Below are 19,733 nucleotides of genomic sequence, written 5' to 3' on the forward strand. Positions count from 1 at the left end.
GGCTCATCACGTTGTGCAAAGCGCAACCTACTGAAAGCCATTGCCGCATATACCTTGCTCTGGTTTACTCGGGCCTATGCAGACAGTCGATACCCTCATCATCGGCAGTGGCGCGGCCGGCCTTCAGGCAGCACTGGTCATGGTCCGCGCCCGCCGCAGTGTCCTCGTTGTTGATTCCACCACTCCCCGCAATCGCTTCGCCCACGAAATCCATGGTGTCATCGCCCTCGAGGGCACACCACCACTCGAGTTCCAGGAGCGCGGTAAGGAGCAGCTGCGCAACTACGGCGTACAGATCGTCAACACCACCGTGGATTCCGTCACCGATAATGACCGAACACTCACCGCCACATTGAGTAATGGAGATACCGTCGCGGCCCGCTCCATCATCGTCGCCAGCGGTGTGGACGACGTACATCCAAACATCCCGGGACTCGAAGAAAACTGGGCAGATACAGTCCTCCACTGCCCTTACTGCCACGGGTTCGAGGTCGCCGACAAGAAACTCGGTGTTCTCTGCATCGGCGAGTTCTCCCTGCACCATGCAGCGCTCCTGCGCCAGTGGTCCAAGGACATCACCTTCTTCACCAACGGCATGAAGCTCACCGAGGAACAGCGCGCTGACCTGACCCGGCGGGGCATTGCGCTTGTCGACGGCCCCGTCACCGCCTTCCAGGACGGAAAAGTCCTGGTTGGGAGCACAACCCATGCCGTCGATGCACTGTTCTACATGCCTGTCCCTCACCCGCACGATGAGTTTCTCGCTGACCTCAACCTTGAGCGCCACAGTCCGCCGTCGGGCATGGGCGGCAGCCTGATCAAAACGGGCCTCGCCGGTGCCACCAGCCACCCGCGTATCTGGGCGGTGGGCAACGTAGTCAACCCACCGGCACAGGTCGCGGTAGCGATGGGCGAAGCCAACGCCGCAGCCATCGCGGTCAACGCCTTCCTCGTCGAGGATGATTGGATTTAAGTACGGTGGTGTGGCATGAAAGCCATCATTCAGACCAATCTGGACGACCCGCACTCGCTGGAGTTGGGGGATGTCGCCACACCAGAACTAGCTGCCGGAGAAGTCCTCGTTAAAGTCAAAGCCGCCGGCGTAAACCGCGCCGACCTGCTCCAGGCCCGCGGGCACTACCCGCCGCCGCCGGGCGCTTCGGAGATTATCGGCCTCGAAGTCGCCGGTGAAGTCGTCGACGCAGGCACCACCGACGTCGAGCTGGGCTCCAAGGTCGGCGCGCTGCTCGCCGGCGGCGGCTATGCCGAATACGTCGCCGTACCCAAGGGCCAGCTGCTGCCCATCCCCAGCGGCTACTCCTTTGCCGAAGCTGCCTCCGTTATCGAAGTGGCCTGCACCGTATGGTCCAACATCGCTATGGAGGCGAAACTAAACAAGGGCCAAACCATCCTCATCCACGGCGGCGCGGGCGGTATCGGCACCTTCGCCATCCAGGTGGCGAAAAACCTCGGCGCCACCGTCGCGGTGACGGCTGGCTCGGACGAAAAACTCGAGACCTGCAAGGAACTCGGCGCGGACATCCTCATCAACTACAACGAACAGGACTTCGCCGAGGAACTGAAGAACCAGTGCGATGTCATCCTCGACATCATGGGCGCGAAGTACCTCAAGAAGAACCTCATCGCGCTGGCTAAGGGCGGCCACATGGTCACCATCGGAATGCAGGGTGGCACGAAGGCCGAGCTCAACATGGGTATTCTTCTCAACAAGCGCCTGACCCTGCAGGGCACCACGCTGCGCTCCCGCTCGCTGGAGGGCAAGGCCGCCATCGTTGCGGACACCGTCAAAAATGTCTGGCCTTGGTTGGAAGACGGCAGCGTCAAGCACCACCTGCACGCGACGTATGCGCTTGCCCGCGCCGCCGAAGCCCACAAAGCCCTCGACTCCGGCGAGGTCACGGGCAAGCTCGTCCTCGAGGTCTAAGCCAAAGACGCGACCACGCGGGTGAGGTGCTCCACATCGTGGTACGTGCTAAACGGACTCAGCGAAACCGTGACGGCACCGCCGACCTCCTCCACTCCCATCTCCGTGAGCAGCGGGGTGTGCGGAGCGATGGTAGTAACTAGGCCATTGTCGAAGAGCCGGCGGTGGATCACATCCGCCGGAACATCGCGCACGGCGAAGGTGAGGCGCGGGAGGCGGTCATCGGAGGCGTCGGCAGCCGCCTCACCCGTCACACCCAGGATGTGAACGGCCGGTAGCGTGCCCAACAGGCTGTAGAGATCCCCGGTGAGATCCTCCATATAGCCGGAGAGAGCTTGCATCGAACGCGTCAGGCGCACGCGGCGCGAACCGCGCTCCCCGCCGGCGAGTTCCGCCACATGATCCACTAGGGGGCCAACGCCACCCGCCAAGCCCGCGGAAACCGGGCCAACGACAAGCTCATCGAGGCGACGGAACATCGCAGTATCGCGGAAGACCAGCGCCGCCATCTGCGGACCACCGAGAGCACCCACATCCACGCCGAGGATATCCGCCCCAATCGCATCAAAGTCGAGGAGACGGTAGGGGGCGATCGAGGAGACGTCGACAAGCGCCCATGCGCGCGAACGCTCATGGACCGAATCAATAATCTCCGCGGCCGGTGTTACAGTGCCCAGCAGCTCGTGGGCGGCAGAAAAGGCGACAAAACGCGTAGAGCCATCCACCAGATCAGCGTATTGGAATGCCGGAAGCTCGCCAGTTCCTAAATCCGGCTGCGCCCACCGAATATCAGTACCCAGGTGTGCGAACGCGCTCGTAAACTCCGGAGAATCAAAACGGGAGAGCACCACCGAAGACTGTCGGCGCAACAGCGGGCGCAGTGCAACGCCCAAAGCCTGATACAGCACCGGCAGCGACGGGCCCAGGATGACCCGTTCCGCCGTCGCCCCCGTGAGATCCGCCACTGCCCGGCGCGCGGAAGCATACATGTCCGCCGCGTGGAGCTCTCCGGGGTCGTGGTGCGCCGAGTGCGCGCCCACGGCATCCTCCAGCGGTTTCACCGTGGCGGACATACGGAAAGAACGGGCAACGCCAGAGGCCACGCGTTCTGCAATCTGCGACGCGGCGTGCGCGTTCAGGTAGGTCCAACCATCGGACAGACCAGTGTAAAGACCTCGCACGCTGGCGACGTCATACTGTTCCGTCATGCTTCAACCCTTCCTCGAATCGTCCGATCGACTCCCTACTCTATACGCCCCACGTAAATCTTTCCTAACCCTCGATTTTCCCAGCTCGCTCGTGTTTTCCCAGGTTAAGGGCGTGTGTGTAGGTGTTTGGCGGAGGTGCGCGCTAGGGTGAAGGACGTGCAAGACAAGAAAAACCTGCGTGACGACGTCGCCCGCATGACCTCCGCGCCTGCACCCGGCGAGGAGCCGGCCTCGCGTTCCATGACCATGTCGGCGGCTTTCGCCGATCTGTTGCAAGGCGCGCGCCAGCGCGAGCTGTGGTTCAAGCTGGGCATCCAAGACATCAAGCAGCGCTACCGCCGTTCGGTGCTGGGTCCTTTCTGGATCACCATCGCAACCGGCGTGATGGCCGCGGCCCTGGGCCTGCTGTATTCCATGCTCTTCCAGATCCCGGTTGCAGAATTCCTGCCCCACGTGACCGTGGGCTTGATTATGTGGAACTTCATTTCGGGCGCCATTAAGGAAGGCTCGACGGTCTTCATCGACAACGAGGGCCTGATCAAACAGCTGCCCGCACCACTGTCGGTGCACGTCTACCGCCTAGTCTGGCGGCAAACCCTCTTCTTGGGCCACAACCTCATCATCTGGCTGCTGCTCATTCTTATCTTCCCGCGCCACTTGGGCTGGGAGTTCTTCCTGTTCATCCCGGCGCTAGGACTCTTCCTGGTTAACGGCGTGTGGGTAGCCATGTTCTTCGGCATCATCGCCACCCGCTTCCGTGACGTTGCCCCGCTGCTGGAGGCTCTGACCCAGCTGCTTTTCTACGTCACGCCGATCGTGTGGATGACCAACACCCTGAAGGAGCAGGGAGGTGCCGTGGCCAGCCGCGCGCGCATCGCTGAGATCAACCCGCTCTATCACTACATGGAGATCATCCGCGCCCCCATGATTGGTGAGCCCGTCGCCGGTTATCACTGGCTCATCGTCATCGGCTGTACCGTCGCCGGCCTGCTCATCGCCGGCCTGGCCATGCGCCAGTGGCGCTTCCGCGTCTCCTACTGGGTCTAGAAAGGATCGTCCATGGTTTCCATTGATACGTATAACGCTTGCGTGGACTTTCCCATCTTTGATGCCAAGTCCCGTTCTCTCAAGAAGGCGATGCTCTCCACGGCCGGTGGCTCCATTGGCAAGAATGACCAGAACGTGGTCATGGTGGAAGCGCTCAAAGACATCAACCTCCACCTGCGCGAAGGTGACCGGGTGGGCCTCGTCGGCCACAACGGCGCGGGCAAAACCACTCTGCTGCGCCTGCTCTCCGGCATCTACGAACCCACGCGCGGTGCTGCCGACGTCCGTGGGCGCGTCGCCCCCGTCTTCGACCTCGGCGTGGGCATGGACCCAGAGGTCTCCGGCTACGACAACATCATCATCCGCGGCCTCTTCTTGGGCCAGACCATCAAGCAGATGAAGGCCAAGATGGATGAGATCGCGGAGTTCTCTGAGCTGGGTGATTACCTCTCCATGCCGCTGCGCACCTACTCCACTGGTATGCGCGTGCGCCTAGCGCTGGGCGTGGTGACCTCCATTGAGCCAGAGATCCTGCTTCTCGACGAAGGCATCGGCGCCGTCGACGCTGCTTTCATGGCCAAGGCCCGCGTCCGCCTTCAGGACCTGGTGAAGCGCTCCGGCATCCTGGTCTTTGCTTCCCACTCCAATGACTTCCTGGCCCAGCTGTGCGATACCGCCCTATGGATCGACCACGGCCAGATCCGCTCGGTGGGCGAGGTCTCCGACGTCGTCGGCGAGTACGAAGGCCCTGAGGTGGGCCAGTACGTGCGGGATCTGCGTAAGCGCTTCGATAACGAGGAGAACGTTTAGCCCCTGCTACCTGCCTCGTTGACATATTGCGCGTCAATCATCCACGTTCCACGCTGTCGGAAGGCCGGAATGGTACCCCGCGCCGCCTTATTGGCGGCGACGGACCCAGAGACACCGTTAACCTTTGCCCATTCCGACAGGCGAATTACCCTCGGCGCGGTCAGCAGCGTGATGCGCTTGTGCAAGGACTCGACGAGTTGCCGCGCGATAAGTGTGCTCAATGCAGAAAAGTCCCCACTCACCGGGTAGCCACGGAACACTGGGTAGTAGTGGCGCTCTTTTCCCTTGTTCGGAATGATGATGGGCGGCGCCCCTAGCTCTAAGAGTTGTTGATTGATAATGACGCGCCCGATGCGCCCATTGCCGTCTGAAAAAGGATGGATGGTTTCAAATTCCGCGTGGAACCGCGCGATTCGGTCAACAAAGAAGTTAGTGTCCTCGTAGTATTCGGCAATGGCTGTGTCCACCAGCCTGTCCACGTATTCAGGGTTGGCTCCCATATGAGCGCCCACGCGAACCCACTCCCCCCTTCGACGAAAGCGCCCCGCCCAGTCGTCATTGATGCCGCGAAGCAACATACGATGCAGTCGCAGAATGAGGTTTGCATCGAGCTTACCGACGCCCCGAATAAGTTCCTCAGTCACGTCCGCCAGGTTTTTGGCTTCAAAAACTTCTCGTAAATCGTGCGGCCTAGCGGTAAACCCCGCCAAGATGTTCTCGGTCTCCTCCAAAGTCAGCGTGGAATTCTCAATGGCGTTCGAGTTATACACCGACTCCGCCACTTCTGCGCGTGCTATCTCCGCGACGGCCTCGGGGGCGTCCTCCCGCAACGCCGCATACTGATCAAGAAGAGCGTCGATTTTTGAGGCGGACCGCGCGTTAAGCATGCCAACATTCTACAAGTTTCCGTGAAATTGAGTGGAAACTCTCCCATTTTCACGATTTATTCCTCAAACTGCGAAGTTGGCTCCCAACATCGCGCGCAGTTCCTCACTCATCCCGGCCACAGCTACTTCAGGCCCCGGCTGGTAATCCTCCTTGCGCAACACGGCCTTGTTGCCTTCGATGGTGTAGCCCAGCTTGCGCGATACAGCCTGGGAAGCCGCGTTCCCCGGCTCCCACTCCGAGCGCAACCGGCGTGCGCCCAGGTAATCAAAACAGAAGACCGCAGCGGCGTGACGAACCTGCGTACCCATCCCGCGGCCCTGAAGGCGGTGGTAAATCCACGACCCCGTTTCCACCTCACCATTGTCAGCAAAGCTCTTGGCCCGCAGATCCACTGAGCCAATGACTTCACCATCAAGATGTACGCCGAAGTCGAGCGACCATTCTTCCGGGGACATCTGTGCGCGATGCGCCCACCGGAAACTCGGATCAGGCTTCTGCTTCAACCACGGGAACGTGTACTCCGGAAGCGGCTCGCCGAAAATCTCAGCGGCGCTAACCCCATGAATGGCGGCGATGTCACTATCGCGCAGCACCCGCAGACTCAGCTCACCCACGTGGATGGAAACCCGAAAAGGAGCCCACATTTCTTCAACGCTTCTCACGGTCATGAGATAACTGTACTTTGCGTAGAACTCACCTTTAGTCTCATGCACTGGAAATATGCATACCCCCTGTATGGGTGAATCACGAAAGAAACTTTTTCTATTTGCTTCTTTTCTCAGATCCTTTCAAGTTAAAATCGTCGCGAGCCTGAATCACAGGCACTGTTCTCTCTTAACCCTAAGGAGCCCTATCATGAAGCGTTTCGCCGCTGGCGTTGTAGCCGCTGCTACCGCACTGTCCCTGTCCACTGGTGTTGCCTCTGCACAGACCGAAGGCGATTGGGAAGACCTCGGCACCCTCGTCGGCGCTGGCATCGTCGCAGGCGTAAACGGCGTCTCCGAACCCCACGAGGGATCTGCCAAGATCAGCTCGGATGCCATCAAGGATATGGACTCTGACGCAGCTCGCGGCTCTGCTAAGGCTCATGTTGACTTCAACAAGTCTTCTTGGGAGAACGACGCCAAGAACGGCTACGCTCTGGGCACCACCGCTGACATCCTCTGGGGCGTTGGCATCGCCGCTGCCGTCCTCGGCGCTGCTTACACCGCAGTTCAGAACGGCCTCATCCCGGGCGTTTCCCTTCCGTTCTAATCTGAACGTATCAAGCTTTTAGCTTTGAACTTCTAGCTCCAGTCCTTTGAGGGCTGGAGCTTTTCGCTATCGCCTACTTTTGCATGGGCACTTTCTACACTTTCACTACCTCTTCACTTTCTCTACCTTTCTTCCAAGGAGAACCTCCATGAAGCGTTTCACCGCCGCTGCCGTTGCTGCCGCTACCGCACTGTCCCTGTCCATCGCCCCGGCTACCGCCGCTGATAAGGGTTCTTCTGAGGTCTCCGAGGCCGAGGTCCTTGGCTACATCTTTACGCAAGGACTCAAGGAAGCCGTCGGTGGCGATGGCTTCGCCTCCTCCGTGGATTACGGCATCGAGAAGGGCGCTGAGGCTATCAGCAGCAAGGAAGGCAGCAGCACCCCTGAAGAAATCAAGGAAGGCCTAGAGACTGCCGGCTCCGCCAAGGATGTTGCCATGTCTTCCCTGAAAAATGACACCGCCAAGGAATACCCGGTGGGCACCACCGCTGAGATCCTCGTTGGCACCTCCATCGCCGCGATTGTGCTCGGCCTCATTGCTGGAGTGGTCAACGCTGTGAACTCCGGATTCATCAAGGTTCCGGGCTTCAACGCCTAAACCTTTGCCACCTCCATGTCACGCACCTGAGCGCCACAGGCGGGTGGCACAATAGAACCCATGACTGCCACCTTGTCCCAGGCCGGTACGACGGCCGCTGTGATCGTCACCCACCAGCGCGTGGAGCTGCTGCGCGCCTCCCTTGAGCAGGTGGTGAACCAAACGCACCCAGTGCAGTGGGTGATCGTGGTGGATAACGGTGCGGAGGCAGCAGTAGAGGAGCTCCTCCACGAACTGGCCGGCGAGCGCGGCGTCTACGTGCCTTCTGAAACCAACCTTGGCGGTGCGGGAGGCTTCGCGTTGGGCTTCCTGACGGCGTTGGCCCTCGGCGCGGACGCGGTGTGGTGCGCGGATGATGATGGCCGCCCCGCCGACCACCACGTGCTAGAGGAGCTCTACCGAGTTGCGGAAAACAACGCACTCCACGAAGTCTCCCCCGCCGTGTGCAATATCGATGAGCCTGCCAAGCTGGCTTTCCCACTGCGCCAGGGCCTGGTGTGGCGGCGCTACATGAGCGAGCTGGAGGGTGACTTTCTGCCCGGCATTGCCTCCCTCTTCAACGGCGCACTCATCTCCGCCGAGGCCATGGAGATCATCGGCGTCCCAGACTACCGCCTGTTCATCCGTGGTGATGAGGTGGAATATCACCGCCGCCTGGTCAACTCGGGTTTAAACTTCGGCACTGCGCTGACCACCAGCTACCTGCATCCGGATGGCTCCGATGAGTTCAAGCCCATCCTCGGCGGAAAAATGCACACGCAATACCCGGAAGGCGAGTTCAAGCGCTTCTTTACCTACCGCAACCGCGGCTACCTTCTGTGGCAGCGCGGCATGCGCAAGTTGCTACCACAGGAATTCGCACGTTTCGGCTGGTTCTTCCTAGTCCAGCAGCATGACGTCAAGGGATTCATGGAATGGCTGCGCCTGCACAACCGCGGACGCAAAGAAGACTTCCGCCGGCCCTAAAACTCAAAGGACTTGCGCGTGCTGCGGAAAATCAGCCACCGCTGCACAAAGAAATTAATCAGCGTTGCCGTGCCCTGGGCAATGACGAAAGCCACCGCCAGTGCCCAGGACGAAGGCCAGTCCAGCGTGTGGTCAAAGAAGGGAAAGGCCCAGCGATACAACAAAATGTTGATCGCATAGGTCATGGCGTAGGTGGCAAAGACCGCAACAAAGCGGCGCTTCGAGGCCCGCGCGTTGAAGGTCCACCGTCGATTCAACAAGTAAGCCACCAAAGTACCGACGGCAAAACCGACGGTCCGCGAGGCTACTTCGCCGAATAACGCTAAACCAATTTGAAAAAGCCAGGTCAGAGAGACGTCGATAAGCGCGGCAATGGCCCCCGTGATCGCAAATTTCGTGCCCTGCGCCTGCAGGGAATTCGACCGTGAGAGGCGTTCGGTCATAGTTACTTTCCTTTGAAGATGAAGGCGCGCTGAATGGCGAAGTTAGTCACCGTGGCCACGCCCTGCGCGATGACGAAGGCGATGGTGTCTTTGAGCGCGCCGTCGAAGCCCAGGCTGATTAGCGGGGCGTTAAGTACCCAGTACAGGAAGTTTTGCACGGCGAAGGTGGACAAATACAACAAGCCCACCGCACCGGCGGTGCGACCAGAAACTTGGGCGCCGAAGGTCCACCGGGCATTCGCCACATAGGCGGCGATGGTGCCGAAAACCCAGCCAATCGCCTTCGCCAAGGAACGGTGTAGCCCTAGATACGTAAGAAAAAGGGTGAGGCCATAGTCGATGGCCGCGGTGAAAACACCGACGGATACGAAGCGCACGAGTTGGGTCTTCATGCTAGAAGTAGGTTCAGTCACGGCGAAATACTCTACCCGCGGACAAGGGCGCGGTAAATGTCCAGACGGTCCACGGGTGCGACGGCGTTTTCACCATAGGCGCCGAGAGACGAAAGCACCTTAAGCGAAGCCGAGCACAGCTCCCGAATTTCCGGGCCGCGCAGCTCCTCGCCATCATCGTCAACCCACCCCAGCGCGGCCATGGACGTCTCCGCTACGGAATCGGTCAATTCGCGCCCGCCCATGCAGGACAGCGCTAGAGCCATGGACCAAAAGGCGTCCTTGCCTTCATTTGTTACTTCTCGCGGCAAGGTGCGCAGCTGCTGGAACGCCTCAACATCAATGCTTACCTCACGCTTCAAATCCAGCGCTTGGAGGAGCGGAACGAAGTCATAGAGCCTAGTCCGCTCAATCAGCGCGCGGACGGGGCTAGCCACAAGATCCAAAACCTCATCGATAGTTTCCTGGCCGGTGAGGTCCGCATTCACGGCGGTGAGATCAAAGGGTGTGTGGAAAGAACCGGAACCGCCCACGCACAGGGCCTCGGGCGTCCCGCTATCGCGCGGGTAGGTCTCCACCACAACGATCTCGAAATCCCACAGACCCCAGGCGTAATCAACCTGCTGGCCTTCGCGGCTCAAAAACTCGCGCACGGTATGGCTTGGATCGATACGCTGGCCGCGGGCTTCGGTGTGTTCAAAGAAGTGCCATGGGGAATCCTCGTGTGGCAGCCCGAAGCAGATTTCAAGAATATGGTGAAGTTCTTCCAGCGTGAGCGCATCAGAGAAACCGATCTGACGGTGCACCTCAGCTTCAGCGCGGACGTTAGATACCTGGCACAGCAGGGTCCGAGCAGCATCGCCACGATTGGCACGGACCTGCGCCAAATCTGTGACCTTTGAGCTCATGTGCCCCACCATACGCATTTTTAGTTGCGGGCGGTGAGCTCGCGTGCTTCAAGCTCGCTGAGAATGAAGACAATGGCAGCACTGATTCCACCCCAGACGGTCCACGGCTTTTCCACGCCGCGGCGGCGAATAAATCGGACCACTCTGTGCTCAGTCTTTATTGTGAGCCATCCGCCAAGCAGCAGAATGCCGAAGGCAACCGGGATGGCCCACGCGGGGACATCGGGAGTCTCCGGCTCCGGCTGGCCCTCGTGGCTCTCGGCGTTAGTAATGACCACGAGCGCGCCGAAACCTAAGAAGGACAGGACATAGGCGAAAACGAGCGCAGTCCTATTCTTGATCCAATCCGGATAAGAGGTCATGATCGCCACAGCCGCGGCTTGAGTGATGCGTCCGGCGAGGGTGTCATCCAGCGCATAATTATCTTGCTTGGGAGAGGTCATACCGCCCCACTTTAGGCGGGCGGTAGGCTACCGTGCATGTACTCCTCTAAAAAAGAGCACCTCACCCCGGCACAGCAAGCAGCGCAAGATGAGCGCGCCGAGGAAGACAAGCGTCACGGTCACTTTCTGGCGACGGAACACACCTCACTACCGCTCAATGGTTTTATGACGCGGCTCATCGCCGAGGAACTGCCCATCCTCGACTCCACGTCGCGCGGCCGCGTCTATGAGATCCTGCGCGCCTATGAAGGCCCAGAAATTAGCTCCCAAGAAGAACTGCCGGAAGAAATCCGCGAGATCATGGATCTTTACTAATTCCGAACTAAACCCACACAACCGGACAGCACAAATGTTCCGTTTGCTTGGCTTTTGTACCTAATCTCACGTTTTCACTGCCGCCACAGGCACGACCGTCTAGGTAGTGTAGGAAACCGACCCATCACATCGAATCAAAGAGTAAGAGATGGAACTGCATACTACTGAGAAGTCCCTCCACGGTTGGGGCCGCACGGCGGCAACAACCGCCCACGTTTTGTCCACCCCGGACGTCGACGTCATCAAGGCTGCCGTCGCCCAGGTGGCTGAGGACAACGCTGATAAGCCTTCCCACCTGCGCCGCGGCGTCATCGCCCGCGGTATGGGCCGCTCCTATGGCGACCCCGCGCAGAACGCCGGTGGCCTCGTCATCGACATGCAACCGCTCAACAAGATCCACTCCATCGATCCGGAGTCGGGCATCGTCGACGTCGACGGTGGCGTCACCCTCGACCAGCTCATGAAGGCCGCCCTACCATACGGCCTGTGGGTTCCTGTTCTGCCGGGTACCCGCCAGGTCACCATCGGCGGCGCTATTGGCCCGGACATCCACGGCAAGAACCACCACTCCGCCGGTTCTTTCGGTGACCACGTCACCTCCATGGAGCTGCTCGTGGCAGACGGCCGAGTCCTCCATCTGACCCCGGAAGGCTCTGAGGATGACCCGAGCGGTGATCTTTTCTGGGCCACCGTCGGCGGCATGGGCCTAACCGGCATCATCCTGCGTGCCAAGATCAAGATGACGAAGACGGAAACCGCCTACTTCATCGCGGATACCGACCGCACGGATAACCTCGATGAAACCGTGGCCTTCCACTCCGATGGCTCGGAGCACAACTACACGTACTCCTCCGCGTGGTTCGACGTCATTTCCCCGGAACCAAAGCTGGGCCGCTCCACTATTTCCCGCGGCTCCCTGGCAACCCTGGAGCAGCTCGAGGAGCTTGCCCCGAAGCTGGCGAAAGACCCGCTGAAGTTCAATGCCCCACAGCTGATGACGGTTCCGGATATCTTCCCGAACTTCACCATGAACAAGCTTTCCCTCATGGCTATCGGTGAGGCCTACTACCTCATGGGCGCCCCGGCGCGCAACCAGGTCAAGAACCTCACGCAGTTCTACCAGCCGCTGGATCTCATCGGCGAGTGGAACCGTGGCTACGGTTCCAATGGCTTCCTGCAGTACCAGTTCGTGGTGCCGACCGACGCCGTCGAGCCCTTCAAGGAGATCATCCGGGACATGCAGCGCTCCGGCCACTACTCCGCGCTCAACGTGTTCAAGCTCTTCGGCCCGGGTAACAAGGCCCCGCTGTCCTACCCGATGCCGGGCTGGAATGTCTGCGTGGACTTCCCCATCAAGCCGGGCCTGGGCGCTTTCCTCGATGATCTGGATAAGCGCGTCATGGAATTCGGTGGCCGCCTCTACCTGGCCAAGGAGTCCCGCACCTCAGCGGAGAACTTCCACAAGATGTACCCGGGCCTCGAGGGCTGGCTCAAGACTCGCAACGACATCGACCCGACCGGCGTCTTCGCCTCCGATATGTCCCGCCGCCTCGAGCTGCACTAGAAAGGAATCACCTCATGCTGAATGCAGTAGGCCAAGCACAACACATCCTCCTTCTCGGCGGCACCTCCGAAATCGGCCTGGGCATCGTCGAAGAATTCCTCGAGCGCGGCCCGGCCAAGGTCACCCTCGCGGCACGCGCCGACTCCCCGCGCATCGCGGATGCCCGCGCGACCATCGAGTCCCGCGGCGGCGACGTCGAGGTCATCGACTTTGACGCAACTGACTTCGAGGGCCACGGGGACGTCGTCAAGCGCGCATTTGAGCGCGGCGATGTCGACGTCGCCATCATCGCCTTCGGCACCCTCGGTGACCAGGAGGAACTGTGGCAGGACCAGGCCAAGGCAGTTGCCTCGGCCCAGACTAACTTCACCGCACCGGTTTCCCTCGGTGTCTTACTCGGCCAGAAGTTCCAGCAGCAGGGCCACGGCACCATCGTGGCGTTGTCTTCCGTCGCCGGCATGCGCGTACGCCGCTCCAACTTTGTTTACGGCGCCTCCAAGGCCGGTGTCGACGGCTTCTTCATCAACCTCGGTGAGGCCCTGCGCGGCTCCGGCGCCAAGGTGCTCGTGGTTCGCCCGGGCCAGGTGCGCACCAAGATGTCGGCGGAAGCCGGCGAGGCTCCCCTGACCGTCAACGTCTCCGACGTGGCTAAGGCCACCGTCAAGGCGGTGCTGGATGGCAAGCAGTCCATCTTCGTGCACCCGCTGTTTGAGTACGTGTCCTTGGGATTCAAGTTCATCCCACAGGCGATCTTCCGGAAGCTGCCTTTCTAAAGTTCCGCTATGTCCACGGCGTGTGGGAAACTACTTACATGACTGAGTCTCCCGCCACGTCGTCTATCTCCCCCACCGTGGAATATAACGTCGACCGCTTGACGCGTCGCGCCAGCCTCGTGGGTATTGCCGCCGCCGCTGTAGGTGGCGGCCTTGTTACGCTCATTGGTTTCTTCGCCTTCAAAACGGTCTCCCTCCCGGCGTTCAGTACGTCGATGGTGACCCGCGCATTGAGCACTGCGGGAACTGCGCTCACCGTTCTCTTGGTGGGCGCGTTATGCGTGTGGTGGATTATTAGGCCGCGCCCCCGCTGGCGGACGTGGCTCACCACCGCTGTGTGCTACATGTCGCCCGCGCTGCTCACGCTGACCAGTATCGGCTTGCCTCTTTCGGCTTCCCGCCTGTGGCTCGACGGCGTCCAAGTCGACCAGGTATTCCGTACCCAATTCCTCACCCGCGCCACAGAGGCCAGCTCTTATGCAGACATGAACTACGAGGGCCTGCCTACCTTCTACCCGTTGGGCTGGTTCTGGATGGGCGGGCGGCTCGCGAACCTTCTCAACATGCCGGGCTGGGAGGTTTATCAACCGTGGAGCCTTATCTCCCTGGCCGTGGCCGGGTGCGTGCTAGTTCCACTGTGGCAACGACTCACCGGTTCGCTGCCAGTTGCCACCGCCATTGCCTTGACCACCATGGCGGTGACCCTGACCATTGGCGCTGAGGAGCCCTATTCCGCCGTCATCGCCATGGGCGTCCCGGCAGTGGCCGTCCTATGCTCTCACGCTTTCTACAGGGCTTCCTGGTTCTCTACTGCCGCAATCGCTATCTACCTGGGAGTTTCTGCCTGTTTCTACACGCTCTACACAGGTGTAGTGGCGCTCACCATCGTCAGCCTCATTGCACTGGTCACCGGCGTCGCTGAGCGCACATGGGTACCCCTCGTGCACTTGGTCACCATCGCGGCCGGTTCCTTGGCCATCGCTGCGATCGCCTGGGGCCCCTATCTCTACGGGGTTCTGCACGCCACTGCCCCGCTAGAGTCCACCGCGCAGCATTACCTGCCGGAAGAAGGCACCCAAATCCCGGCGCCTTTCCTCTCGTTGTCCGTCATTGGCATCCTCAGCCTGATCGGCTTGATTTACCTCGTCATGCGCATCGACGAGCCCGAAATCCGCGCTCTGAGCACCGCTCTTGTCGGCACCTACCTGTGGACCTTGGCCTCCATGGTCATGACCCTCGCCGGCAGCACGCTGCTGGGCTTCCGCCTAGAGCTGATCGTCGTGGTGCTTTTCGCTACGGCCGGCATCCTCGCGCTGGCCGACATCCGCCTCATGGGCCTGCCCACGCTCTACCCGGAAGGCTTCAGCGAGGTCACCAGCAAGCGCGTGACCCTAGCCTTTGCCATCCTCATGGGGCTTGGCGGTATTTACTATGCCCAGCAGATCCCGGCAACGAACGTGACCGCCTTGGACCACGCCTATACCGATACCGACGGCTACGGGGAGCGCGCGGACCGCTACACCAGCGATTCTTCCGCTAATTACGGCAAGATCCGTGAATTCATCGATGCCCAGGGCTACGAGGCCAATGACACGGTTGTCCTGACCGATGAGAAGCTCTTCATGGCCTATAACCCCTACTACGGATTCAACGCGTTCACCAGTAATTACGCCAACCCGCTGGGAGAGTTCAGCACCCGCAACCTGCAGATCGAGGAGTGGGCTTCCAAGTCCTGGGAGCAGACTCCGGAAGAGTTTGCGAAGTCGCTTCAGTCCGCACCGTGGCGCGGGCCGGACGTCCTCATCTTCCGCGGCGACCTAGAAGAACCCGGCGATGGTTACAAGACGCACTTGGCGGAAGACATCTACCCCAACCAGCCCAACGTGCGCTACCGCGCGGTGTTCTTCAACCCAGAGGTCTTTGAGGAAGGTTGGAACACGCAACAAATCGGCCCCTTCGTCGTGGCGGCGCGATCTTAAGAAGCCAAGGCGGTGACGTAGACTGATCGCCGTGTCAGATCGGAAAACCTCTTCATTACGTGCACCGCAGTCCCTGCGACTCACCGCCATCATCGCTGGATTCATTGGTTTCCTGTGCTTCGTGGCGACGCCGCTACTGCCGGTGAACCAGACCCAATCCTCCTTCGATTGGCCCCAGCAGGGCTCCCTGCAGTCCATCAACGCCCCGCTCATCTCGGTGGCGCCGGAAGAAATTGATGCAGAGATCCCCCTGGAAGCCGTCGACAAGCTGCGCGACGGCCAGGACCTGCTCTACGGCACCGTGCCCCCGGAGTCCAAGAAGGCCTCCAACCGCGGTATGTTTGTCCGCGCCGGCGAGGGTGGCCTCTCGGTAACCAGCCTCGATGAGGTCATTTTCTCGCTCACAGCTGAGCAGGTGGCACAGCTACCAGAGGACGCCACCCTCAGCATCGCCTCCACGGAGGACGGGACCACCGTCTCCGTGGGCAAGCACAAGAAGACCACCGAGGAGGATCTGCGCCCGCAGGTCACCGGCGTCTACACCGAGATTGATGACACTCCGGAGAACCTCGCAGAGCTTGGCGACGACCTCCGCATCCACGTAGAGATCAACTCTCGGTTTACCTCCTCCCCGACACCGCTCAAGCTCATCGCCATGTGGCTGGGCCTGGCCATGGTGGTCATCAGCCTGGTCTGCCTGTGGCGGATTGACCGCCTCGATGGCAAACGCCTTGGCTTCATGCCCGAAACCTGGAAGCAGATCCGCCCGCTCGATGGCGTCGTGGCAGCTGTACTCGGCTGGTGGTACGTCTTCGGCGCCAATACCTCCGATGATGGCTTCATCCTCACCATGGGCCGCGTTTCCGATCACGCGACCTACATGGCGAACTACTACCGCTGGTACGGCGTCCCCGAGGCCCCGTTCGGCGCGCCGTACTACGACCTCGTGGCATGGCTGGCACAGTTCTCCAGCGCCTCCATCATCGTGCGCCTGCCCTCGCTCATCTCGGCGCTCATCATCTGGTTTGTTTTGTCGCGCGAGATGCTCCCGCGCTTCGGTACCCGCGTGAACGAGCGCCGCCTCGCGCACTGGACGGCCGCGTTCATGTTCCTAGCTTTCTGGCTGCCCTATAACAACGGCGTACGCCCAGAGCCCATCGTGGCCCTCGGTGTCATGTTGACGTGGGCTTCCTTCGAGCGCGCCATCTCCACCCAGCGCCTTCTGCCGGCAGCGGTGGGCACCATCATCGCCACCATCACCCTAGCCGCTGGCCCCACCGGTCTGACCGCGGTGGGCATCTTCCTGGTCTGCCTGCCCGCGCTGTTCCGCATCATGGGCACGCGCGCCCCCGAAGTCACCTGGCCGGCACTCATCGCCCCGTTCCTTGCCTGCGGCACTGCCGTCATGGTCGCCGCCTTCGGGGACCAAACATTAGCGTCAGTCATCGAATCGACGCGCGTGCGCTCCGCGGTCGGCCCGTCCCTGCCGTGGTACTCCGAGTTCGTGCGCTACTCCACGCTCTTCGAGCCCTCCGTGGATGGCTCCCTGACGCGCCGTTTCGCCATGTTCACCATGCTTTTCTGCCTGGCGCTCATCATCTACGCCTTCATCAAGAACCACCGCGTCGTCGGTGCGGAGGCAGATCCCACCAAACGCCTGCTGGCCATCATGGCGCTCTCGGCTTTCTTCCTCATGTTCACGCCGACGAAGTGGACGCACCACTTCGGTATCTACGCCGGTATCGCCGGCGTCATCGCCGCGCTCGGCTCGGTGGTCCTGTCCCAGATCGCCATGCGCTCCCCGCGCGCCCGGACCTTCTCCATCGCCGCGGTGATTTTCCTCCTCGCCATCTCCCTCGGCGGTTGGAACGCGTGGTGGTACGTGTCTTCCTTCGGCATCCCGTGGTGGGACCGCACCGTGCAGTTCAAGGCCATCGAGGCCAACACCGTGGTGCTCGCGATCGCCATGGTGGTCCTAGCGATTGGCCTCTACCAGTCCCTGGTTCACAGCTATCGCAAGAACAAGGCCGAAACCGCCGGCACCCTTGAGGAATTCGAGGCCGCCAACGCCGCCAAGGTTTCTCGCTGGGCAGGCGCCATGTCCGCACCGATTGCGGTGGCCTGCATCCTCATCGTGGCCTTCTCCTGCGCCTCCTTTGCCAAGGGCTACGTGGCCCAGGCGGATTCCTACTCCGTGGGCAAGGGCAACCTGGCGTCCCTGCGCGGCGATGTCTGCTCGCTGGCGGATGCCACCATGGTGGAAACCAACACCAACGAGGCTTTCCTCACTCCGGTCGACGGCGACCTCAAGGATTCACTGGTTGACGAAGACGAGGACAACTTCGGTTTCGGCCCCAACATGATCAAGGAAGATATTGAGCCGGAGAACCTCAACTCGGCGTCGGTAGGCGCCATTGCCAACACCACCGGTGATGACTCGGCTGCTTCCAATGAGGAAACCACCGAAACAACCGAAGTCACCGATTCTTCCGCCGGTGGCGTGCGCGGAACGCTAGGCGTAAACGGCTCCGAGATGCACCTGCCCTTCAACCTGGATTACACAAAGGTCCCGGTCATGGGTTCCTACGATGAGTCGCAGCGCTCCACCGCCACCATCACCACCCAGTGGTACAACTTGCCGGAACCAGGAGAAAACACCCCTGTCCTCGCGGTCTCTGCTGCCGGCAAGATTTACCACCACGACGTCAACGGTGTAGAGCAGGAAGGCACCGAGCTCACCTTGGAGTACGGCACCCTCAAGAACGGCAAGGTCACCAACAAGGGTGAGGCCGAGCTTTCCGACGTCGGCGCGACCCCCAAATGGCGCAACCTCCGCATTGCTCTAGACGAGCTCCCGGAAGAGGCCAACGTTGTACGCCTCGTTGCGGTAGATGATTCCACCGATGAAGACGATTGGATGGCGTTTACCCCACCGCGCGTACCGGAGCTGGCCACCATCAACTCCCAGTTCGATTCCTCCACCCCGGCACTCCTTGACTGGTCCGTCGCTCTGCAGTTCCCCTGCCAGCGCACCTTCGACCACTACGCCGGTGTGACGGAGATTCCGGAGTTCCGCATTCTTCCCGACGCCGCCGCGCAAACCTCCCTCACAGACTTCCAGTCCTTCTCCGGTGGTGGTGCGCTGGCAACCGCAGAGGCAGTGAACTACTCCTATGAGATCCCGAGCTACCTCAACAACGATTGGGCACGCGACTGGGGCGCCATTGAGAAGTACGAGCTGCGTACTAACTCCCGGGGCGAGGAACCGCTGAAGGCGGATATCGACCAGGAAGTCATCCAGCGCTCTGGCTTGTGGAAGAACTCCGAGATGAAGATTCGCCCGGAGGGCGAGCAGTAGCCCTACAGGAACTCGGCCGAATCTTTAATGCGCTGCCGCGCCACGGCCGGGGTGGAAATGCGGTGCATAGACACGTAGTCCGCGGTCTGTGCACCGGGAATCTCCACGCGTTCCGCAATCTCATCCTGCGTTGCGGTCTGGACCAAGATGTCAGAATAGGCTGCTGCCAGCGCCGCCTCGTCGAGGACGCACTCACCGCGGATGTCCTCCGGGAGCTTGGCCAGCGCGCCGAAGTCAGGGAAGGTGAGGAGGAGGGCGTCGGCAGGCACCAGCGCTGCGAGCGCCCCACCCGAGGAATAGCCCCACACCGTCACGCGCTCGGCACCGTGTTCGCGGGCATAATCGACGGCCGCCTGAACCGACTGAACCATCTCCGCCACAGTGTGCTCGGGTGCCAACGGATAGTCGACATCAATGATGGTGGTTCCGGACAGCTGTGCTGCAGCAGCCACTTCGGGCCGCCACTGCATCTCTAGCGCCTTGCCGTCACCACGCCACCATCCGCCAGAGTGCAACGACACCGCCCAACGACCATTCTGCTCTGAAGGAACAAAGATCGCTCCCACCTCAGAGTCTTCAACACGTACCCCCTCCGTGAAGGCAGTACCAGGCAGCGAGTGATCCACTGCGGAACCCAGCACCATCATGGAGGCCTGCACGATGCGGTCCGGCAGCAACGCACAGTAGCGGTCCGCCTCCGGCGAACCTCCACCGGCCCACGGCGGGCGGAAGTCCGGCAGCGGGTAGTGCACCTCCATGTAGGAGGAGAGCTGCTCGAGCTGTTGTTCCGGACTTAGTTGGCGATCAGTACCACCGATATTCCACTCACTCATGGCCCCCAA

Annotated in this window: 20 protein-coding genes; 12 read left to right on the forward strand and 8 right to left on the reverse strand. The window is 61.0% G+C overall.

Translation table 11 applies throughout. The annotated features are described in order from the left end of the window. The first annotated feature begins 76 nt into the window (after nt 1–76). Both HMPREF3147_RS02830 and HMPREF3147_RS02835 read left to right on the forward strand, forming a co-directional pair. Nucleotides 77–973 (forward strand): NAD(P)/FAD-dependent oxidoreductase, encoded by an 897-nt coding sequence (locus HMPREF3147_RS02830; RefSeq protein ID WP_070444338.1) that lies wholly within the window; start codon nt 77–79, stop codon nt 971–973. A gap of 15 nt (nt 974–988) precedes the next feature. Further along, nucleotides 989–1,945, forward strand: coding sequence for an NAD(P)H-quinone oxidoreductase (locus HMPREF3147_RS02835; RefSeq protein WP_070444340.1), 957 nt, complete (start codon nt 989–991; stop codon nt 1,943–1,945). Here the strand turns inward: HMPREF3147_RS02835 and HMPREF3147_RS02840 are convergent. Beyond that, the gene (locus tag HMPREF3147_RS02840; RefSeq protein WP_070444342.1) at nt 1,942–3,153 is read right to left on the reverse strand and encodes an aminotransferase class V-fold PLP-dependent enzyme; all 1,212 of its coding nucleotides are present in this window, start codon (nt 3,151–3,153) and stop codon (nt 1,942–1,944) included. The genes HMPREF3147_RS02835 and HMPREF3147_RS02840 overlap by 4 nt on opposite strands. Before the next feature lie 195 nt (nt 3,154–3,348). On the opposite strand from HMPREF3147_RS02840, the gene HMPREF3147_RS02845 reads away from it, so the two are divergent. Further along, nucleotides 3,349–4,200, forward strand: coding sequence for a galactan export ABC transporter permease subunit Wzm/RfbD (locus HMPREF3147_RS02845; RefSeq protein WP_070444741.1), 852 nt, complete (start codon nt 3,349–3,351; stop codon nt 4,198–4,200). Between the two features lie 12 nt (nt 4,201–4,212). Beyond that, nucleotides 4,213–5,010 carry a galactan export ABC transporter ATP-binding subunit Wzt/RfbE gene (locus tag HMPREF3147_RS02850; RefSeq protein WP_070444344.1) on the forward strand — a complete coding sequence of 266 codons (798 nt, stop codon included), beginning with the start codon at nt 4,213–4,215 and terminating at the stop codon, nt 5,008–5,010. Here HMPREF3147_RS02850 and HMPREF3147_RS02855 read toward each other — a convergent pair. Together HMPREF3147_RS02855 and HMPREF3147_RS02860 are read right to left on the reverse strand one after the other, a co-directional pair. After that, nucleotides 5,007–5,897 carry a Fic family protein gene (locus HMPREF3147_RS02855; RefSeq protein WP_070444346.1) on the reverse strand — a complete coding sequence of 297 codons (891 nt, stop codon included), beginning with the start codon at nt 5,895–5,897 and terminating at the stop codon, nt 5,007–5,009. The genes HMPREF3147_RS02850 and HMPREF3147_RS02855 overlap by 4 nt on opposite strands. 63 nt (nt 5,898–5,960) lie before the next feature. After that, nucleotides 5,961–6,566 carry a GNAT family N-acetyltransferase gene (locus tag HMPREF3147_RS02860; protein WP_070444348.1) on the reverse strand — a complete coding sequence of 202 codons (606 nt, stop codon included), beginning with the start codon at nt 6,564–6,566 and terminating at the stop codon, nt 5,961–5,963. A 187-nt stretch (nt 6,567–6,753) separates the two neighbouring features. Between HMPREF3147_RS02860 and HMPREF3147_RS02865 the strand changes: the two genes are divergently transcribed. The 3 genes from HMPREF3147_RS02865 (at nt 6,754) to HMPREF3147_RS02875 (ending at nt 8,716) form a co-directional block, all read left to right on the forward strand. Next, nucleotides 6,754–7,152 carry a hypothetical protein gene (locus tag HMPREF3147_RS02865; protein WP_070444350.1) on the forward strand — a complete coding sequence of 133 codons (399 nt, stop codon included), beginning with the start codon at nt 6,754–6,756 and terminating at the stop codon, nt 7,150–7,152. A 148-nt stretch (nt 7,153–7,300) separates the two neighbouring features. Next, the gene (locus HMPREF3147_RS02870) at nt 7,301–7,750 is read left to right on the forward strand and encodes a hypothetical protein (RefSeq protein WP_070444352.1); all 450 of its coding nucleotides are present in this window, start codon (nt 7,301–7,303) and stop codon (nt 7,748–7,750) included. Between the two features lie 60 nt (nt 7,751–7,810). Beyond that, nucleotides 7,811–8,716, forward strand: a complete 906-nt coding sequence (locus HMPREF3147_RS02875) for a galactofuranosyltransferase GlfT1 (RefSeq protein WP_070444354.1) — start codon at nt 7,811–7,813, stop codon at nt 8,714–8,716. On the opposite strand, the gene HMPREF3147_RS02880 is transcribed toward HMPREF3147_RS02875, so the two are convergent. Genes HMPREF3147_RS02880 through HMPREF3147_RS02895 form a run of 4 tightly spaced genes read right to left on the reverse strand, consistent with a single transcriptional unit; the run spans nt 8,713 to nt 10,902 of the window. Further along, complete coding sequence (locus HMPREF3147_RS02880) at nt 8,713–9,159, reverse strand: GtrA family protein (protein ID WP_070444356.1); 447 nt, start codon at nt 9,157–9,159, stop codon at nt 8,713–8,715. The two genes, HMPREF3147_RS02875 and HMPREF3147_RS02880, sit on opposite strands and share 4 nt — an antisense overlap. Nucleotides 9,160–9,161: 2 nt before the next feature. Beyond that, entirely contained in the window at nt 9,162–9,551 is a 390-nt protein-coding gene (locus tag HMPREF3147_RS02885; protein WP_010188318.1) for a GtrA family protein, read from the reverse strand. A gap of 32 nt (nt 9,552–9,583) precedes the next feature. Next, on the reverse strand, nt 9,584–10,459 hold the full coding sequence (locus HMPREF3147_RS02890; protein WP_070444358.1) for a plasmid pRiA4b ORF-3 family protein: 876 nt from the start codon (nt 10,457–10,459) through the stop codon (nt 9,584–9,586). Nucleotides 10,460–10,479: 20 nt separating this feature from the next. Continuing rightward, complete coding sequence (locus tag HMPREF3147_RS02895) at nt 10,480–10,902, reverse strand: hypothetical protein (RefSeq protein WP_070444360.1); 423 nt, start codon at nt 10,900–10,902, stop codon at nt 10,480–10,482. 36 nt (nt 10,903–10,938) lie between these two features. Between HMPREF3147_RS02895 and HMPREF3147_RS02900 the strand changes: the two genes are divergently transcribed. From HMPREF3147_RS02900 to HMPREF3147_RS02920, 5 genes are all read left to right on the forward strand, one after another. Next, nucleotides 10,939–11,217 (forward strand): hypothetical protein, encoded by a 279-nt coding sequence (locus HMPREF3147_RS02900; protein WP_070444362.1) that lies wholly within the window; start codon nt 10,939–10,941, stop codon nt 11,215–11,217. A gap of 148 nt (nt 11,218–11,365) precedes the next feature. Continuing rightward, nucleotides 11,366–12,781, forward strand: coding sequence for a decaprenylphosphoryl-beta-D-ribose oxidase (locus HMPREF3147_RS02905; RefSeq protein ID WP_070444364.1), 1,416 nt, complete (start codon nt 11,366–11,368; stop codon nt 12,779–12,781). Between the two features lie 14 nt (nt 12,782–12,795). Further along, complete coding sequence (locus HMPREF3147_RS02910) at nt 12,796–13,554, forward strand: decaprenylphospho-beta-D-erythro-pentofuranosid-2-ulose 2-reductase (protein ID WP_070444366.1); 759 nt, start codon at nt 12,796–12,798, stop codon at nt 13,552–13,554. A 38-nt stretch (nt 13,555–13,592) separates the two neighbouring features. Beyond that, on the forward strand, nt 13,593–15,533 hold the full coding sequence (locus HMPREF3147_RS02915; protein WP_070444368.1) for a galactan 5-O-arabinofuranosyltransferase: 1,941 nt from the start codon (nt 13,593–13,595) through the stop codon (nt 15,531–15,533). Nucleotides 15,534–15,564: 31 nt separating this feature from the next. Continuing rightward, entirely contained in the window at nt 15,565–18,891 is a 3,327-nt protein-coding gene (locus HMPREF3147_RS02920; RefSeq protein WP_070444370.1) for an arabinosyltransferase domain-containing protein, read from the forward strand. 2 nt (nt 18,892–18,893) lie between these two features. On the opposite strand, the gene HMPREF3147_RS02925 is transcribed toward HMPREF3147_RS02920, so the two are convergent. Beyond that, nucleotides 18,894–19,724, reverse strand: coding sequence for an alpha/beta hydrolase (locus tag HMPREF3147_RS02925; RefSeq protein WP_070444372.1), 831 nt, complete (start codon nt 19,722–19,724; stop codon nt 18,894–18,896). Nucleotides 19,725–19,733: the final 9 nt, after the last annotated feature.

The sequence above is a fragment of the Corynebacterium sp. HMSC05D03 genome (assembly GCF_001807205.1).
Taxonomy (GTDB): domain Bacteria; phylum Actinomycetota; class Actinomycetes; order Mycobacteriales; family Mycobacteriaceae; genus Corynebacterium; species Corynebacterium aurimucosum.

What these genes read in the sequence shown, in the direction of transcription:
- HMPREF3147_RS02895 (WP_070444360.1), bottom strand. Translation starts at nt 10,902, where the DNA reads ATGACCTCTCCCAAGCAAGATAATTATGCGCTGGATGACACCCTCGCC.
- HMPREF3147_RS02915 (WP_070444368.1), top strand. Translation starts at nt 13,593, where the DNA reads ATGACTGAGTCTCCCGCCACGTCGTCTATCTCCCCCACCGTGGAATAT.
- HMPREF3147_RS02905 (WP_070444364.1), top strand. Translation starts at nt 11,366, where the DNA reads ATGGAACTGCATACTACTGAGAAGTCCCTCCACGGTTGGGGCCGCACG.
- HMPREF3147_RS02910 (WP_070444366.1), top strand. Translation starts at nt 12,796, where the DNA reads ATGCTGAATGCAGTAGGCCAAGCACAACACATCCTCCTTCTCGGCGGC.
- HMPREF3147_RS02845 (WP_070444741.1), top strand. Translation starts at nt 3,349, where the DNA reads ATGACCTCCGCGCCTGCACCCGGCGAGGAGCCGGCCTCGCGTTCCATG.
- HMPREF3147_RS02855 (WP_070444346.1), bottom strand. Translation starts at nt 5,897, where the DNA reads ATGCTTAACGCGCGGTCCGCCTCAAAAATCGACGCTCTTCTTGATCAG.
- HMPREF3147_RS02925 (WP_070444372.1), bottom strand. Translation starts at nt 19,724, where the DNA reads ATGAGTGAGTGGAATATCGGTGGTACTGATCGCCAACTAAGTCCGGAA.
- HMPREF3147_RS02880 (WP_070444356.1), bottom strand. Translation starts at nt 9,159, where the DNA reads ATGACCGAACGCCTCTCACGGTCGAATTCCCTGCAGGCGCAGGGCACG.
- HMPREF3147_RS02885 (WP_010188318.1), bottom strand. Translation starts at nt 9,551, where the DNA reads ATGAAGACCCAACTCGTGCGCTTCGTATCCGTCGGTGTTTTCACCGCG.
- HMPREF3147_RS02870 (WP_070444352.1), top strand. Translation starts at nt 7,301, where the DNA reads ATGAAGCGTTTCACCGCCGCTGCCGTTGCTGCCGCTACCGCACTGTCC.
- HMPREF3147_RS02900 (WP_070444362.1), top strand. Translation starts at nt 10,939, where the DNA reads ATGTACTCCTCTAAAAAAGAGCACCTCACCCCGGCACAGCAAGCAGCG.
- HMPREF3147_RS02840 (WP_070444342.1), bottom strand. Translation starts at nt 3,153, where the DNA reads ATGACGGAACAGTATGACGTCGCCAGCGTGCGAGGTCTTTACACTGGT.
- HMPREF3147_RS02830 (WP_070444338.1), top strand. Translation starts at nt 77, where the DNA reads ATGCAGACAGTCGATACCCTCATCATCGGCAGTGGCGCGGCCGGCCTT.
- HMPREF3147_RS02890 (WP_070444358.1), bottom strand. Translation starts at nt 10,459, where the DNA reads ATGAGCTCAAAGGTCACAGATTTGGCGCAGGTCCGTGCCAATCGTGGC.
- HMPREF3147_RS02860 (WP_070444348.1), bottom strand. Translation starts at nt 6,566, where the DNA reads ATGACCGTGAGAAGCGTTGAAGAAATGTGGGCTCCTTTTCGGGTTTCC.
- HMPREF3147_RS02835 (WP_070444340.1), top strand. Translation starts at nt 989, where the DNA reads ATGAAAGCCATCATTCAGACCAATCTGGACGACCCGCACTCGCTGGAG.
- HMPREF3147_RS02875 (WP_070444354.1), top strand. Translation starts at nt 7,811, where the DNA reads ATGACTGCCACCTTGTCCCAGGCCGGTACGACGGCCGCTGTGATCGTC.
- HMPREF3147_RS02850 (WP_070444344.1), top strand. Translation starts at nt 4,213, where the DNA reads ATGGTTTCCATTGATACGTATAACGCTTGCGTGGACTTTCCCATCTTT.
- HMPREF3147_RS02865 (WP_070444350.1), top strand. Translation starts at nt 6,754, where the DNA reads ATGAAGCGTTTCGCCGCTGGCGTTGTAGCCGCTGCTACCGCACTGTCC.